Consider the following 15,770-nt stretch of genomic DNA (forward strand, 5'->3'; position numbering starts at 1 on the left):
TGACTAAAGTCGTAGTCGAGCCACTGGGAGCAAACTTACCGTAAGCACCGGTATCACGAATACGATATAACCGTACTTTGCCTAACAACATTTTCATGTACAATTCATATTTTATGGTAATGGCATGGAAGCGGGAGGTATGTCGTATGGGCCAAGGAACGCAAAGAAAACGCAGACAACAAGCAGCTTCGAAAAAAGCTACGGTTAAGCAATTGGCGTTCATTGCAGCTATCTTAGTATTGATTGCCTCAGCTATAGGCCTTTACGTCGCATATGATGACTTGTTTGAGGATGACGATGTGGACGTTATCATCTAACCAAGATGTTATATACCAATATCAAAAAATTCGCTTTATCATATATGCCATATGGAGCTTCCTCCAAATCAATGGCAGCCGTTCTTGACTATAAGAACAGGCTGCCTTTATTATGGGTTCTTTTATTATAGAGTGTCAGGAGTCTGCTTCGTTTTTAGTCGTAGGTGTAATCGGACTATTATGATGAGGGAGCAGCTTCATGCCGGCGTGATCCAGATGGATTTCGACGTGTACTGTCTCCAGTGCGCTTGTATCGATCGCTTGAGCAGACGACTGATTGATTTTTTTCCAAAGCCGGGTGTCCCTCCTGAACAACACGTGCTCCAAACTGAAGAGGTCCGTTTTTGAAGCAGCCCCATTTTTAAACGTAGTCAAAATTTCCTCGCGTACCCCCTTAGCTGCCTGTAATTCAATATCCGTCTTGTTCATATCATCGAGTGCTTCCACTACGTTTCCACTTAACTTGACGCTAACGCGGTATTTGGGCATGCCATTGACAATGTTTAGTTTCACGCTGATTTCAGGGTTGGATAATACCGCGACTCCTGCTAATTCACCGTTCTGATTGGTAATCGGGATGTGGGAACGCTTAGTATCGGCTTCCAGCCAGCGCAAACCGGTAAGCTTGTCATTGGTGAATAAGCCATTGGATCCCCCTTTGGATATAGCAAATACTCCGTTAATCTCTAACTTCGGATCTTCTTTTTGGTTACGGCTCCATGTCTCTGTATCAATCGTGAGATTTGGAAGCAAAACCGTCCAGCCTGGTTCTGTCATCAATGCCATGAAATCGAAATATCGGATCGGTTCAATATAAGATCTCTGATTATATTCGTCAATAGGTTCATGGGCTAATGTATTTAAGGGGGAGAGGTTGAAAAACGCCGGGATATTCATCAATTCCTCGATCGATTCCTTTGTGCCAAATACCCAAGGCGTCATGCGAACCTCCTGGTAGCGACCGATGGTATCCAGTTTCGTTAGGACATTCGATTTCAATACGTTATCACTAATGATAATACAGGAAATATGACTCCAGATCGTACGTTCCTGCGCAGAGTCATAAATGTTATTGATCGCCAAGTCCAAGGTTTTTCCCTTTGTTTTGGACGTCCAAATTTGAGAGGGCTTATCAGACTTTCCTGAATCAATTTTGGCTACGGAAGTGAAATCCATCATCTGGGTGTAAACGACAAAGTTCCCGTTTTGTTGATCGATCCCGATGGCAGTAATGTAATTGATGTCTTGAATCTCTTTAATGTCCCAGCAGCCGGTTAACAAATTGAGAACTACGATTAACCACATTAATTTTATGACTCTGACGCAGGTTGTCATTTCATCCAGGTTCCCTTTCTTCAGATGTGTCATCTATCGTTTGAAGCATTTGCGGTCGTTTTTTGTTGAAAGCCCATGGTTTTTTTAAGAGGGAACTCATCAGATCTTTGAACGTTAATGGCGATAGGGGAGCTAAGTAAGGAAGTCCGAAGGATTCGAGAACAGAGAGGTATGCGACAAGGCTTAATATGCCAATGAAGAATCCGAGCATACCCAGCAAGGCGGACCAGATGAGCACATAGAGTCGAATAATGCTGACCGTCCCGCTTAGCGTCTGATTGACTAATGTAAACGTCGCGACCGCGGTCGTTGCAGAGACAACCAGCATGGTTGGTGAAGTAAGGCCCGCACGGATGGCAGCATCACCGATAATGAGACCGCCTAAAACCGCGATGGTTTGACCGACTGCTTTGGGCAGCCTGATGCCAGCCTCTCTGAAAAGCTCGAACATACCCAGCATCAATAAGATCTCCATGGGGGAGGAAAGCGGAAGCCCGAATCTGGAAACAGTGACGGTCGCAAGAAGTAGAAAGGGGAGCTGATCGATGTTATAGCTTGTCAGGGCAATCCAAAATCCCGGCAGCATAATGGCGAGAAAGAGACCCAGCAGCCTGAGAAGCCGTTCAAAGATTACAAAGTAGTAGGGGAAGTAGGAATCTTCAGGCGTTTTTAATAATTCCATCAAATTGCAGGGTGCAATTAACGCCATTGGTGAACCATCCACAACTATAACGAAACGTCCTCGAAGCAAACACTCCACTACAAAGTCCGGCCTGCCGATATAATCCATTAGTGGAAACAGGGAGAGGGTGGAATCGGAAAGAGCTTCCTCCAGTTGGCCGCTGGTTATAAGTGCATCGACATGGATGCCTTTTAATCGCTCTTTAGCCTCGTTGACGACTTCAGGGCGTATGATATCGGAAATATATAGAAGTGAAACTCGGGTCTGGCTGCGATCTCCAATGACCATTTGTTCATTATGGAGTGTGGCCGTGCGCAGCCTTTTTCGGACAAGTGCCACGTTCGTGGTGATATCCTCCGTAAAAGCGTCCCTAGCCCCTTTTATGGCCACCTCGGTATTGGATTCATCAGGCTGTCTATTCGGACGAGCGGCGATATTAATGGAATAACAGCATTTTTCTGTTGTAAAAAACAGGATCATGTGCCCTTCGAACAAAAGCTTTACAACGTCGGCATGCTGGTTAATTTCACTCCATTCCATCGATTTATCCAATTCTCTGGCCAGTGGTTCCCACTCATTGAAGTGCTCCAGCTTTTCTTCCAGATCCGGCAGCACATATTGGGTCATCAGTGTGGGATCAACCATACCTTCGCTGTAGATGAGCAATGCAGGAAACGCACTAACCTTCTTTGCCGGAAAGGATTTGATGACAACGTCTGCGGAAGAGGCAAACATGGAACGCAGGGCATTCTCATCCAATGTATCGAGAGCAGGCTTGCGGCGGTCAACTGCAAACGGAGCTTGTTTCGATTGTTGACGGAACATTCGATTTCGAGGTCTGTGATGTGTCATCGTCTACCCGCCCCCTTTTGTTTTAGGTTTAAATGTTACTAGGATCGCAATGAATAGCGTTAGCACAGACAGGAAGCCAAGGAATGCAGTAGAGTATTTGCCGAGAACGAATAACTCGATTTGTCGATCGATTACCGGTATTAAAGAAAAGACAGTCAGTGCGACACCCACCCCTAACAAATACCAAAGGCGTCGTTTGGATTTTTTAAATGTTATACCATCGGCCATAATAAACAGGAAAAGAGAGATGCGGATTAATGTCCCTGATATCCATTGGTATAGAGCCAGAAAATCGACATGCGTTATATATTTCGTAATGGTGACCAGCATCCACTGTTCGTATGCAGGATAGCGGGATTCCATCGCGGGAACAGGACCGAATGTGGCGATTGCTCCCATCAATGGTCCTAGCGTCAGCCCGCCGAGAAGAACCGATAAAATAACAATCGAGAGGTAATTCATCTTTCGTTTCATATGATGCTGAAGAAAGATCAGCACAATCATCTCCATGAACCCGCCTCCGGCTACGATCATGCTCTTGAGCATAGGAGTGTAACCTTCAACGAATAGCGGAGTTAACAATGAGTAGTCCTTATATTGAAGATTCGACACAGCTACAAAATGGCCCAATACCCACACAACGGGGAGCAAAATGCCGGATATGATCGCTATTGAGCGAATCCCGTTATTGGCCACATAGACGCATAGCAGAATAATGGTCAGCGAGACGACCGTTTTCGGCGTTTGCGGCAGGTAGGTAACCCGAATCCATGTCACCGTTTCTCTTAATATGACTATGGACATCCAAAAAAAGTAGAGTGACATGATGCATATAAATATCCAGCCGATGATCGGACCAAAACCATCTTTGAACCAGGCGAATATCGATTGTTGCTCTGTTCGTTTCATGATAAAAAACAAAATGTAGACCCAGCCTATATGCAGGATCAGGGTCAGCAGGGTGCCCATCCATGCGTCACGGCCCGCGTCCTGCAGAATAAGCGGAATCAGGATAACATGATTGGTGATACCCAAGGACAACAGCATGATGAAGTAGACCTCAATCAATGATATCTTTTTGCTAGTGGGCATTATACTAATCTCCATATGAGGGAATACATGCTAATCGATATAGTGAGTATTCACCATTTGCCGCATTTTATGTATAAGGGGAAGAGTTCGGTCTCCTGTCGAATGGATGTGGTTTTTGCGATTACCCAAGAAATAATCAGGAGAAATCATCTGGATGCAAGCTGCCGAGACTGCGGAAATCGGATGGGCTGTTGTGCGGAGGGAGAGGAAATGTACTGTTTACGGAGGATGCATGGTGGAGATCATGGAGTGGCGAGTTTCTATTGCTTCATGAATTAGGAGGATGATCGCATTTAATTAATGTTATTAATTAAATTAATTAACCCCATTAAATGAATACAGCGAATAGTGATTATGATATTAATTAACGGCATTAATTAACCATATTTAATGTCATTAATTACCCCTCCTAAATCCCGTAACCAAGGGGTGGGGAAGAATCTCTATTTCATCATAAAAAAACATCGCAGATCCCAAGAAAATCGGACCTGCGATGCCATTATACGTCTGCCACTTGTTTAACTGGAAATCGTCATTTCTTGATTGGCAAGTTGTAGCTTTCGCGGATCAAGGAGAAATAATGATCGGCGCGAACGACTTTGAAATCTGCCCCGAGCTGTTCGGTCAGCGCCAGCGCATCGGAAGGGGTCATGCTCCATGCGAGCATACCGAGCGAGATGAACAACGGTGATTTACCATCCCAATTCGCTTTGGCATCATTGAGCACCTGCAATCCGTCTTGAACGGTGCTGATCCCCCGGATCGTAGACACGGGCAGGCTGTCGCCGATAATTTCAACCCCGTATTTGTCTTCATAACTAATAAATAAACCAGGTACGTTATATTCCTCCTCATAAGCTTTTGCTTTAAACGTTGATAACGGCACATTTTCGCCATCGATTCGGTTCAATACATAAGGGATTGTCATTCCTGTCTTTTTCATATATTTCTCGGTTTGCTGCAAAAACTCACGGAAGCTTGCGTCAGGCCATGGACTCGGATAGAAGTAACCGGCACCGGACGGTCCGGCAATGAGCAAATCGTTCTCCGTTGCCGTGTTTAGATAGTAATTCAATATGGCAGGGGCACCTTCATAGAGCAATGGACTTGAAGTCCAGTTTATCGGAACCTTGCCTCTGGCCGGGTCATCCCACATGACGCGCATGCGATGCTGGTTATATTGAAAGTTGTCGCCTTCCGTAAAGGTATAGGTCACATAAATTTTGTTCTCAAGCCCCGGCTGTGGAGGTGTTTTCGCCAGCTTGAACTTCGGCTTGGTTCCTGAGAACACGGTCAGATTGCTGAACCAATCGGCTGCCAGCACATAGACGCCGTAACGGGAGGCTATCTCGACCGAGCTGAACTCGCCTTCCACATCATTGCTGAACCAGCCGAGGTAAGGGGTGCCCGGCTCCACATCGGACATGATTTTCTCGAAAAGCGCTTTTTGCTCAGGTACATTGGAATCGAGCCAGAATACCATCGCTTTATTGGCAACAGCGTAATCTCTTAAATAGCCATAGGGCTCCTGCTGCTCTGCAGAAGGCGGACGGATATTCCCCGCCGAAACCTTGTACTGGTTCCACATATCAACTTCTGCGGTCAGTATCTCGGTTCCCGCAGGCGGAGTGAATTCATATACAAAATAACTGCCGTTATCGGCAAAGCGGTGACCGCCTTGGCCTTCACTGAACTTGGAGTTTTGCCGATCATAGAGGTATGACTCTTCTTCAGGCGTTCCTGCGATGAAGCTTGCTATCTCTTTGCCGTCAGCCTTGATCGTAACTTCATGTACCGCGGGTCCCCAGCCATCCTGGGTAAAAGCATCATCAAAGCGCAGATAAACGGATGATTCTCCCAAGAGAGAGGAGAGGTCGAGGTTGTAAGTATCACGGTTGCTCGCATCTCGCACTTGCTGCTTCTCTTCCGCAATCGTTACGAACGATTCAGGCATTCCGGAAGGAATACGAATCGCTGTATCCGGATCCAGCCCGATCAGCATCTGATGAGTTGTCTGCTCCCACAGATGCTCATATTGCCAGGTGTATGCTTCAAGTCGATTATCGAATTTACCGCGAAGATCGTCCAGGATCTTCAAGTCGAATGGAGCTTTGGACAATTTGTCGGCCAGCTCAGGACTGGCAACGACCGCATTTTTCAAACCTGCGAGCGTGGTGGCGACATTAATCGTATCAGGAACTTCCGGATCATATACAATCATGCCTTTTGCCTCGCTGCGATATGCGGAGAACACATCCCAATAGTCTTCATGAAGCGTGTAAGGCACATCGATATCGTTAAGCCAGGTCAATTTCCCTTCTTCCTGGGATTCAATCAAATAGATTCGGGGCTGTTCCCTGTTTACGATTCCCTGCAAGGTCCCTAACAACAATTTGATGTCGCCTGGTGCATCATAAATATCTGCGACGTCCAGATGCTTAGGCTTCTTGAAACTTGGCAGTTCACGATGATTGGAGCTGTCAGTTTGCGCTGATTGTGGATTCGTTTCCGAAGCATAAGCTGCGCTGGTCGTTAATGAAAAAGCACATAGGATAGCTAAACAGAGAATCGTGAATCTACGAGCCATGGCGAATTCACTCCTTGTTATGAACTATGATCAGAATTTAAAGCGTGTGTTCATCCGCAAACATCGATCCTCCTTTTTCGGCCCAATAGCCGGTCAACACTTCGCTTATCAACACATATTTAATATATTCAAGTATGGTTTTACAAGTGGTTCGACAAAACTTCCTATAATTCTTGAAAATCAGGCAAATTAAACAGTGGTATATCAAGAGTTTGTCGTTAGAGACGGTGATCGTCTCATGCTTGTTTATTGCGCTTGTATGTGTAAGGATATATTATATATTTCAAATATCATGAATGAATTGGTGATGTGATTAGAATGAGTGCAAACGATCGAATTCCGTTGTATCAGCAAATCCAGGACTATATCCGACACGTCATAACAACAGAAAATATGAAGCCTGGGGACCGCATTCCGACAGAGAAGGAGCTGATGGATCAGTTTCATGTCAGTAAAATAACGGTTGCCAATGCCCTAACCGGATTAGCGAATGAGAAATTAATTGCCCGGGTGCCGGGTAAAGGCAGTTTTGTAGCAGAGGAGGCCGTTTTCTTAACTGCGGGCCAGTCATCAACTGCGAAGCTTAAGGGAAAAGAGGGGAAGCTGGCCACGGGCATCATTGGCGTGATCATGCCCACCATCCATGATTATTTCGCGATCAGGCTCATTGAGGGAATCCAGGCTGCGTTGAATGACGAAGGTTATCGCAGCATGATCATGCTAACCGACGGCAAGCTGGAAAAAGAAAAGAATGCCATCAAAGAGCTGAAGGCTCTCGGAGCCGAAGGCCTGTTGATTTTCCCGGTCGACGAGGAGAACTACAACGAGGAAATACTGGGTATGAAGCTATCCGGGTTTCCTTTTGTGCTGATTGACCGGTATTTGCCAGGGGTCGAGACGCATTATATTGCCGCTGATGGAAGGCGCGGCACGAGGCTCGCCGTTGAACATCTATGGGAGCTTGGACACCGGGACATCGCCATATGCTCGGATTCTCCCCTGCAAACGGTCACGGTTCAGGAGCGGATCGAAGGGTACATTGATGCATTAAAGGACAAGGAAGCATTAATCAATCCGGCGCATATGATTACGGATTTCAAACCGCTGAGTGTGCTCAAGGATGCCGAAGCTCATCCATTGTACCGATATATCCGAAATCGCATGGTTACCGCCTATATTTCGCTAAACGGAAGATTGGGCGTCCAAATCTATCAGATGGCCAAGCAAGCGGGACTTCGCGTCCCGGAAGACGTTTCGATCGTCAGCTTCGACGATCCGACTTCCATCGTGGAGGAATTCAGCATATTTACCCATGTCAAACAGTTTGAATGGGATATGGGATACCAGGCTGCCGGTAAACTGCTCGAAGTATTGCGCGGTCATGGAGAAGTGAAGAGCTACAGCAAATTGCTGATTGAGCCGGAGTTGATCATTCGTCAAACGTCGGGTCATGTTCCACAAACTTAATACTTAGGCTAAGGAAAAGCCCTTTCCGTTAACTAACGGAGAGGGCTTTTTTTATTTCTCACTAAAAAACATATTGAATATATTAATATTATATATTATATTCTAGAAAATGATGGATAACCAAGAAGTAAGTGTGCATCTAACCAGAGCAGGGAGGTTTAGAACGTGCCAAGAGACCGCAGAGAAGAACGAACCGGGTTTCAGGAATCGGCTCCGTATCATCCCGACTATGATCTTCAGACTGACTTTGTGATGGTCTACGGAATTGATGAAACGATGCCGGAGCGCATTCAGAAATGGAAGGACAAAGGATATATCGTCCATCTGATGACAGGAGTCGCATGGGGGACATACAACAACTACCTGGACGGGGAGGTTGACGGCTTATCACATTGGGATGAAGCACAGACCGATCGTCACGGAGAGATGATCCTGCATGGCAAAAAACCGGTTATTCCTTACATGGTGCCGACGATTTCCTTTGGGCGCTATCTGGCGGATCGAATACGCGTCGCGGTTGATGCGGGCGTAGAGGCCATTCATCTGGAAGAGCCCGAATTCTGGGTAAATGGCGGTTATTCGGAAGCATTTAAGCGGGAATGGCTGCTGTATTACAAAGAGCCATGGATTCCACCGCACGCTTCTCCTGACGCGCAATACCGGGCTTCCAAATTGAAAGCGTATTTATACACACGCGTGCTGGACCGATTATGTGCAGAAATGAAGGATTACGCCCTGCATCGTTACGGCCGAGTCCTTCGCTTTTACGTTCCGACTCATTCCCTGATCAATTACACGCAGTGGCGAATTGTCAGCCCGCAATCCGCGCTCGTAGAGCTTCCATCCATTGACGGGTACATTGCACAGATCTGGACGGGGACGTCCCGAACACCGAATGTGTATGAAGGACTGCGCAAGGAACGGACGTTTGAAACCGCTTACCTTGAATATGGCGTGATGCAGGAGCTGGTCCGCGGAACCGACAGACGCATGTGGTTCTTGCATGATCCGATTGAAGATAACCCGAACCACACTTGGGCGGATTACAAACAGAACTACTTAAAGACCGTGGTCGCCTCACTGCTGCATCCCGGAGTGGCCCATTACGAAGTTTCACCCTGGCCGCGAAGAATCTTTAAAGGAACTTATCCATCTGAAGACGGCTCGGGTAAGGAATCCATCCCGTCTGACTATGCAACGACGCTGCTCCAGGTCATGCACACGCTGGGCAATATGGACCAAGAAGTGATCGAATCGGCAGAGGATGAGTTGCAGGTTGGCGTTCTTATTGCCGACTCCGCGATGTTTCAGCGGATGAAGCCGGATCCGGAAGCGCCCGATGCCGGTAAATACGATGGTACGGACCCTGAAGGATTTCAGGCGGAAGGGGACACGGAGCTTCTCGATTTTTCCCCTTTTTACGGTCTGTCACTGCCGCTGCTGAAACATGGAATCCCGGTTCGTCCGCTTCAGCTGGATAATGTAAGGCGGTATCCGGGTTATTTGGCTCCATACCGCGTGCTGGTTCTGAGCTATGAGTTCATCAAACCGGAGTATCCGGACATTCATAATGCTCTTGCCCAGTGGGTGCAGGATGGCGGGGCGTTGATCTATGTTGGCGATGACAGCGACCCGTATCACGGCATTCGTTCATGGTGGAACCATGATCACAAGGATGAACCGTTTGGCTCGAAGTATAATTCGCCGCGGGAGCATCTGTTTGAGCAGCTTGGCCTGAAGGGGAAAGCGGAAGGCATCCATCCGGCAGGGAAAGGCATCGTGTGCTGGTTGGATCAACATCCGGCTGAATTCACCTTATCCAAAGCGGGGGCGGACCGGCTGCGGCACGCCGTCCAAGCCACGCTGGAAGCACATCACGGCGCAGAACGACCGTGGAATCCCAAACATTATTTCAAGCTCAAGCGAGGCCCTTATCTGATCGCTTCGGTTCTGGAGGAATCGATCTCCGCTGAGCCGTTGAATATCTCGGGACCGATTGTGGACTTGTTCGATTCGAAGCTATCCGTTTTGGATCAGGTTACGTTAAGCCCCGGGAAACAGGCGCTGCTCTATGATGTTGAGGCCGGACGTCCTTCGAACGGCAAGGTATCCGTCATTGCCGCTTCCTCCCGAATCGAGGATCTTGTCCAGACGGAATCAGGCTTCCGATTCATTGCGAGAGGGCCGTCCAATCTGCAGGCAAGCGCGAGATTGTATTGCCCAACAGAGCCGATATCTGTTCAGTACGTTATTCAGGATCAAGCCGTACCTGCTGGATGGGTATGGGATCCGAAGTCGCAAACCGTGCTGCTGCAGTATGAACATGGCGGCGTGAATCATGCAGAGATCCAGGTGGATTGGACAGCAAGCGAAGTTCATATGTGAATCTGCAGCCGATTGACGCACTAGAGAGGAGCAAATCATCATGCCATACGAACTGATAAGGCCGGAACGGTTAAAACAAATGTTAAACCAGCTTCGGGAAGCGATATATGAGCCGGTTGCCGAGTTGGAAGTGAAGGCATGGGTTACGCCTGAGCCCGTATCGTTCATGGATCGAATGACGGGTGCGCCAATGACGCTTGTCCACGGAGAACGATGGGGCAACCTGTGGGACTGTGCCTGGTTCCGATTTACCGGCAGCCTTCCGGAAAATAGCCGTAAGGAAGACCACGTTCTTTTACTGGACATTAACGGCGAGTTGTGTCTGGTGGACCGGGAAGGATCTCCGGTCCAGGGATTGACTACCGTGAATTCGGAATTCGATTTTTCATTAGGACTCCCCGGCAAGCGTGTTGTCCTTCTTCATGACATGTACATGAGCGGATCTGACATTGAAGTATGGGCAGATGCAGGCAATAACGATCTCTTCGGCAAATACCAGGGAGGTACTTTGAAAGAGGCTGTCATCGCAGTCTGCCGGGAAGACATTCGAGGCCTCTATTACGATGTCGAAGTCCTCTTGGAAGCTGCCGAGCAGCTTCCTGCCGGAACCGCGCGCAAAGAGAGAATCTATCAGGTCCTCTATGACGTATCACTGAAGCTAACGGAATTCTCGCCGGAGCAGGTCAATCAAGCGAAGAAGCAATTGGGTAAACAATTAAGCTTGCAAGGGGGCGATCCGGTCTTAACGATCAGCGCGGTGGGTCATGCGCATATCGATCTGGCCTGGTTGTGGCCCATCCGCGAAACGATCCGAAAAGGCGCCAGGACGTTCTCGACCGCGCTTCGCATGATGGAACGCTATCCGGAGTATGTATTCGGCGCAAGCCAGCCCCAGCTGTACGATTGGATGAAGCGGCATTATCCCGCGTTATATGAACAGATCAAGGAGCGGGTACGTGAAGGCAGATGGGAACCGCAGGGGGCCATGTGGGTGGAGCCGGATACCAATGTGCCGGGCGGCGAATCTCTGGTGCGCCAAATCCTATACGGCAAGCGGTATTTTCAGCAGGAATTCGGTTTGGAGATGAAATCGCTCTGGATGCCGGATGTTTTCGGATACTCCGCCAGCCTGCCGCAGCTGCTCAAGAAGTCGGGCGTGGATTACATGATGACCCAGAAGCTCTCCTGGAGCGAATATAACCGGCACCCTCACCATTCCTTTCTATGGGAAGGGATTGACGGCTCCGCCGTATTAACGCATATGCCGCCTGAAGATACCTACAACAGCCCGGCAGCCCCGCGTTCCATCGCCAAAGCGGAGCGGGAATATTTAGATAAAAATGTATCCAGCCATGCCCTGATGCTCTTCGGCATTGGGGACGGCGGCGGCGGTCCTGGTGAAGAGCATTTGGAGCGGCTTGCACGCGAGAAGAACCTGCTCGGACTGTCCCCCGTCATACAGGAGCCCTCGTGGAAGTTCTTTGAGCGATTGAACGAGGAACGCGATTCATTCCAGACGTGGCGCGGTGAGCTTTATCTGGAAAAGCATCAAGGCACCCTGACCAGTCAGGCGCGAAGCAAGCTGTACAACCGGAAGATGGAGAAAGCGCTGCGCGAGCTGGAGTTTGCTTCCGTGCTGGCTGCCCGGTTAGGCAGGACATACCCTTCCGAGACGCTGGAGACGATCTGGAAAGAAGTTCTGCTGTATCAATTCCACGACATTCTTCCGGGCTCTTCCATTAAGCGGGTATACGATGAATCGTTAGTACGGTATAAAGAGCTGCTATCAAACACGGAAGCTATGATTGCCGAGACCTATCGTTATCTGGCAGACCACATTTCACACGATGCCAAAGCTTCTCCCGGAATCGTCGTATTTAATTCGCTGCCATGGGAACGCCGGGAGTGGCTGCGCGCGCATGGAAGATGGCATCACGTTGTGGTTCCATCGATGGGCTACACTGTCATATCGAATGACGCCGATGCCGGAGCAGAAGATGAAGTAGCGTCAGGCATTGAAATGCTTTTGGAAACACCAGAAGCGGAATTAGACCTTACAGTTTCCGAGCGAAGCCTGGAGAACGACAAACTGATCGTGAAGTTTGCCCAAAACGGGGGCATTCTATCGATTCTGGATAAGGCGGAAGCTCGCGAAGTCATTCAGCAAGGCCGCTCAGGTAACGATCTTCGCGTGTACCATGACGAAGGGGATGCATGGGATTTCCGTCATGACTATTCGGCGAACCCGGGCAAGCCGTTAAACCTCCTAGCGATACAGAAGCTGCGGGACGGCCCGCGAGTCGGGCTGGTCTTCGAGTACGCTTATGGCGAATCTGCGCTGACGCAGACCGTTGTGCTGACGGAGGGCAGCCGGCGTATCGATTTCGAAACGTCCGTCGATTGGAGAGAGAACGGCAGGATGCTAAGAACCTCGTTCCCGGTCAATATACGTACGGATCAGGTTCATTGCGAGATCCAGTTCGGCAGCTTGAGCAGGCCGACCCACCGCAATACGATGTGGGATTTTGCGAAGGACGAGATTTGTGCCCATCAATGGGTTGATTTATCGGAGCCGGATTATGGGGTCGCGCTGCTCAATGATTGCAAATACGGCCACCGGGCGATTCATAACGTGCTGGATCTCCATTTGCTCCGCAGCAGCTCTTATCCGGATCCGGATGCAGACCGTGCGGAGCACCGATTCACATATTCTTTATATCCGCATCAAGGGAACCATGTTCAAGCCGAAATCTATCGACGAGGCAATGAGCTGAATATCCCGCTTCGGGCGATATCCTTGCCTTCCGTGCCTGACCAAGCGACAGGAAAGCTTCCGTCTTCCCAAGCATTTCTGCGGCCGGATCATCCGAACATTATGGTGGAATCCATCAAGAAAGCCGAGGATGGCGACGACATCGTGGTTCGTCTGTATGAAACATCGGGAACACATGCCAGCACGACACTTCATTGTGGATTTGAAGCGGCCGAAGCCTGGACGACGGATCTGATGGAAAACATCCTTGCAGCGCTGCCGCTTGGCGAAGCATCCAACCAGATTGCGTTATCCTTTACGCCATTTGAAATCATTACGCTACGGTTGAGATTATAACTTGAATAACCCGGGGCGGCCCGTCCGCCCCACTGAAAGGAGAGGTGGGAATGTGAGCAAGTCACGATTAACCAACAACCGATTCATGAAACGAATCTGGCAGCACAAGCTCTTTTACTTGTTCATGCTGCCAGGCATCGTCTGGTTTTTTCTATTCTCTTACGTGCCCTTATACGGAATTCAAGTTGCTTTCCGAGACTATACCTTCGTTGGCGGCTTCACCGGGAGTCCCTGGGCAGGATTTAAGTATTTTGAACAATTTTTCAATTACTATCAGTCCGGTGACATCATTCGCAATACGGTCATCATCAGTCTCATGAAGCTGCTGATCGGATTTCCGATGCCGATCATTCTTGCGCTCCTATTAAATGAAGTTCGGAAGATGAAATTCAAGAAGACGATTCAAACGCTTTCTTATTTACCTTATTTCGTATCCTGGATCGTGGTTGTCACGCTGATGCAGCGATTACTGACTCCATATGGCGGTCCGGTCAATGACTTGCTGGGATCATTTGGGGTCGAATCGATCCAGTTCCTGAACAATCCTACCTGGTTCTATCAGATGATTGTCGGGTCCGATATCTGGAAGAACATCGGCTGGAATTCGATTATCTTCATGGCCGCCATTGCGGGTATCGATCAGCAGCTCTACGAAGCCGCCAAGATCGATGGCGCAGGACGCTTCAAGCAGATGTGGCATGTGACACTGCCTGGTATCCGCAACGTGGCCATCATCTTATTTATTCTTGCCGTGGGAAATCTGATGAGCGCCGGGTATGAACAGCTCCTTCTCTTGAATGGTCCTGCGACTGCCAGTATGGGCAGCGTGCTGGACGTGCACGCCATCAATTCCGGTATCCGGGAAGGGCGTCTCAGTTACGCCGCTGCAGTCGGGCTATTCCAAAGCATTATCGGGCTCATTCTGGTTCTGACCGTCAATCGCATCGCCCGCAAAGTTAGTGATGTATCCCTGTTCTAAGGAGGTGACGTAATGAAACGTAAATGGTCTTTTTTCTCGATGTTCAATTACACCTTTCTCGCCATCATCGGATTTTCGATGATCTATCCGTTTATTTACATTTTGGCGTATTCCCTTAACGACGGGAAGGATTCGATGATGGGGGCGATTTATTTTTTGCCCCGTAAATTCACGCTGGAGAACTACGCCCAGGTATTCGATAACGCCCGCATCTGGAAGGCGTACCAAATTACGCTCATGCGCACCGTGCTGGGTACATTCCTGCATGTTGTGCTGTGTACGCTCATGGCCTACGCGCTTTCCAAAAAGACATTGCCTGGCCGCTCCTTTTTCACCTTTTACATCTTCTTGCCGACGATTTTCAGTGCCGGGTTCATCCCGTTCTTCATCACGCTGCAAAAGCTGCATCTGATCAACAGCTTCTGGGTGTATGTGCTGCCGATGCTGTTCAATTTCATGCATATCGTCATCATCCGAACCTTCCTGCAAGGCATACCGGAGGAGTTGGAGGAATCTGCCCGCATTGACGGGTACGGCGATTTTCAAATCTTCGTGCGGATTATACTGCCGCTATCGGGCCCGGTGCTTGCCACCATCTCCCTCTTCATCGGGGTGGCCCATTGGAATGATTGGTTCTCGGGTGCTTACTACGTATCCAACAAAGATTTGATACCGGTGCAGACTCTTTTACAAGAAATGCTGACGGAAGCTGAAGCGCTGTCGAATTCGATGCAGCGAGCCGCGCAGCAGGGCGGACAGACGATTGGCGGAACCAGCGGTGCTGGCGCAACGCCGGAATCGCTCCGGATGGCCTTGCTTGTCATTACGGTCTTCCCGATCTTGTGCATTTATCCGTTCCTGCAGCGATATTTCGTAAAGGGGGTTATGATCGGTTCAGTTAAAGGTTAGGTCATCCTGACCCGGAATTTGTCCAAAGCTTTACCAAGATCATTGATATCCATATT

The 15,770-nt window shown here is 48.9% G+C and carries 10 protein-coding genes; 6 read left to right on the forward strand and 4 right to left on the reverse strand.

Annotation, left to right across the window (positions count from 1 at the left end; translation table 11 throughout):
• Positions 1-146 precede the first annotated feature (146 nt).
• A complete protein-coding gene (locus M4D81_RS29560) occupies positions 147-317 on the forward strand; it encodes a hypothetical protein (protein ID WP_194542573.1) in 171 nt (56 codons plus the stop codon).
• A 135-nt stretch (positions 318-452) separates the two neighbouring features.
• On the opposite strand, the gene M4D81_RS29565 is transcribed toward M4D81_RS29560, so the two are convergent.
• From M4D81_RS29565 to M4D81_RS29580, 4 genes are all read right to left on the reverse strand, one after another.
• Complete coding sequence (locus tag M4D81_RS29565) at positions 453-1,622, reverse strand: Ger(x)C family spore germination protein (RefSeq protein WP_260069077.1); 1,170 nt, start codon at positions 1,620-1,622, stop codon at positions 453-455.
• Between the two features lie 31 nt (positions 1,623-1,653).
• The gene (locus M4D81_RS29570) at positions 1,654-3,186 is read right to left on the reverse strand and encodes a spore germination protein (protein WP_260069078.1); all 1,533 of its coding nucleotides are present in this window, start codon (positions 3,184-3,186) and stop codon (positions 1,654-1,656) included.
• Between the two features lie 3 nt (positions 3,187-3,189).
• The gene (locus M4D81_RS29575; protein WP_260069079.1) at positions 3,190-4,278 is read right to left on the reverse strand and encodes a GerAB/ArcD/ProY family transporter; all 1,089 of its coding nucleotides are present in this window, start codon (positions 4,276-4,278) and stop codon (positions 3,190-3,192) included.
• Between the two features lie 532 nt (positions 4,279-4,810).
• Entirely contained in the window at positions 4,811-6,865 is a 2,055-nt protein-coding gene (locus M4D81_RS29580) for a GxGYxYP domain-containing protein (RefSeq protein ID WP_260069080.1), read from the reverse strand.
• A gap of 318 nt (positions 6,866-7,183) precedes the next feature.
• On the opposite strand from M4D81_RS29580, the gene M4D81_RS29585 reads away from it, so the two are divergent.
• The 5 genes from M4D81_RS29585 (at position 7,184) to M4D81_RS29605 (ending at position 15,714) form a co-directional block, all read left to right on the forward strand.
• Positions 7,184-8,332 carry a GntR family transcriptional regulator gene (locus M4D81_RS29585; RefSeq protein WP_260069081.1) on the forward strand — a complete coding sequence of 383 codons (1,149 nt, stop codon included), beginning with the start codon at positions 7,184-7,186 and terminating at the stop codon, positions 8,330-8,332.
• A 165-nt stretch (positions 8,333-8,497) separates the two neighbouring features.
• The gene (locus M4D81_RS29590; protein WP_260069082.1) at positions 8,498-10,717 is read left to right on the forward strand and encodes a hypothetical protein; all 2,220 of its coding nucleotides are present in this window, start codon (positions 8,498-8,500) and stop codon (positions 10,715-10,717) included.
• A gap of 40 nt (positions 10,718-10,757) precedes the next feature.
• On the forward strand, positions 10,758-13,826 hold the full coding sequence (locus tag M4D81_RS29595) for an alpha-mannosidase (protein ID WP_260069083.1): 3,069 nt from the start codon (positions 10,758-10,760) through the stop codon (positions 13,824-13,826).
• 52 nt (positions 13,827-13,878) lie between these two features.
• Positions 13,879-14,805 (forward strand): ABC transporter permease, encoded by a 927-nt coding sequence (locus M4D81_RS29600; protein ID WP_113059944.1) that lies wholly within the window; start codon positions 13,879-13,881, stop codon positions 14,803-14,805.
• A 12-nt stretch (positions 14,806-14,817) separates the two neighbouring features.
• Positions 14,818-15,714 carry a carbohydrate ABC transporter permease gene (locus tag M4D81_RS29605; protein ID WP_260069084.1) on the forward strand — a complete coding sequence of 299 codons (897 nt, stop codon included), beginning with the start codon at positions 14,818-14,820 and terminating at the stop codon, positions 15,712-15,714.
• Positions 15,715-15,770 lie beyond the last annotated feature (56 nt).

This window comes from Paenibacillus sp. p3-SID867, assembly GCF_025142895.1.
Taxonomy (GTDB): domain Bacteria; phylum Bacillota; class Bacilli; order Paenibacillales; family Paenibacillaceae; genus Paenibacillus_AQ.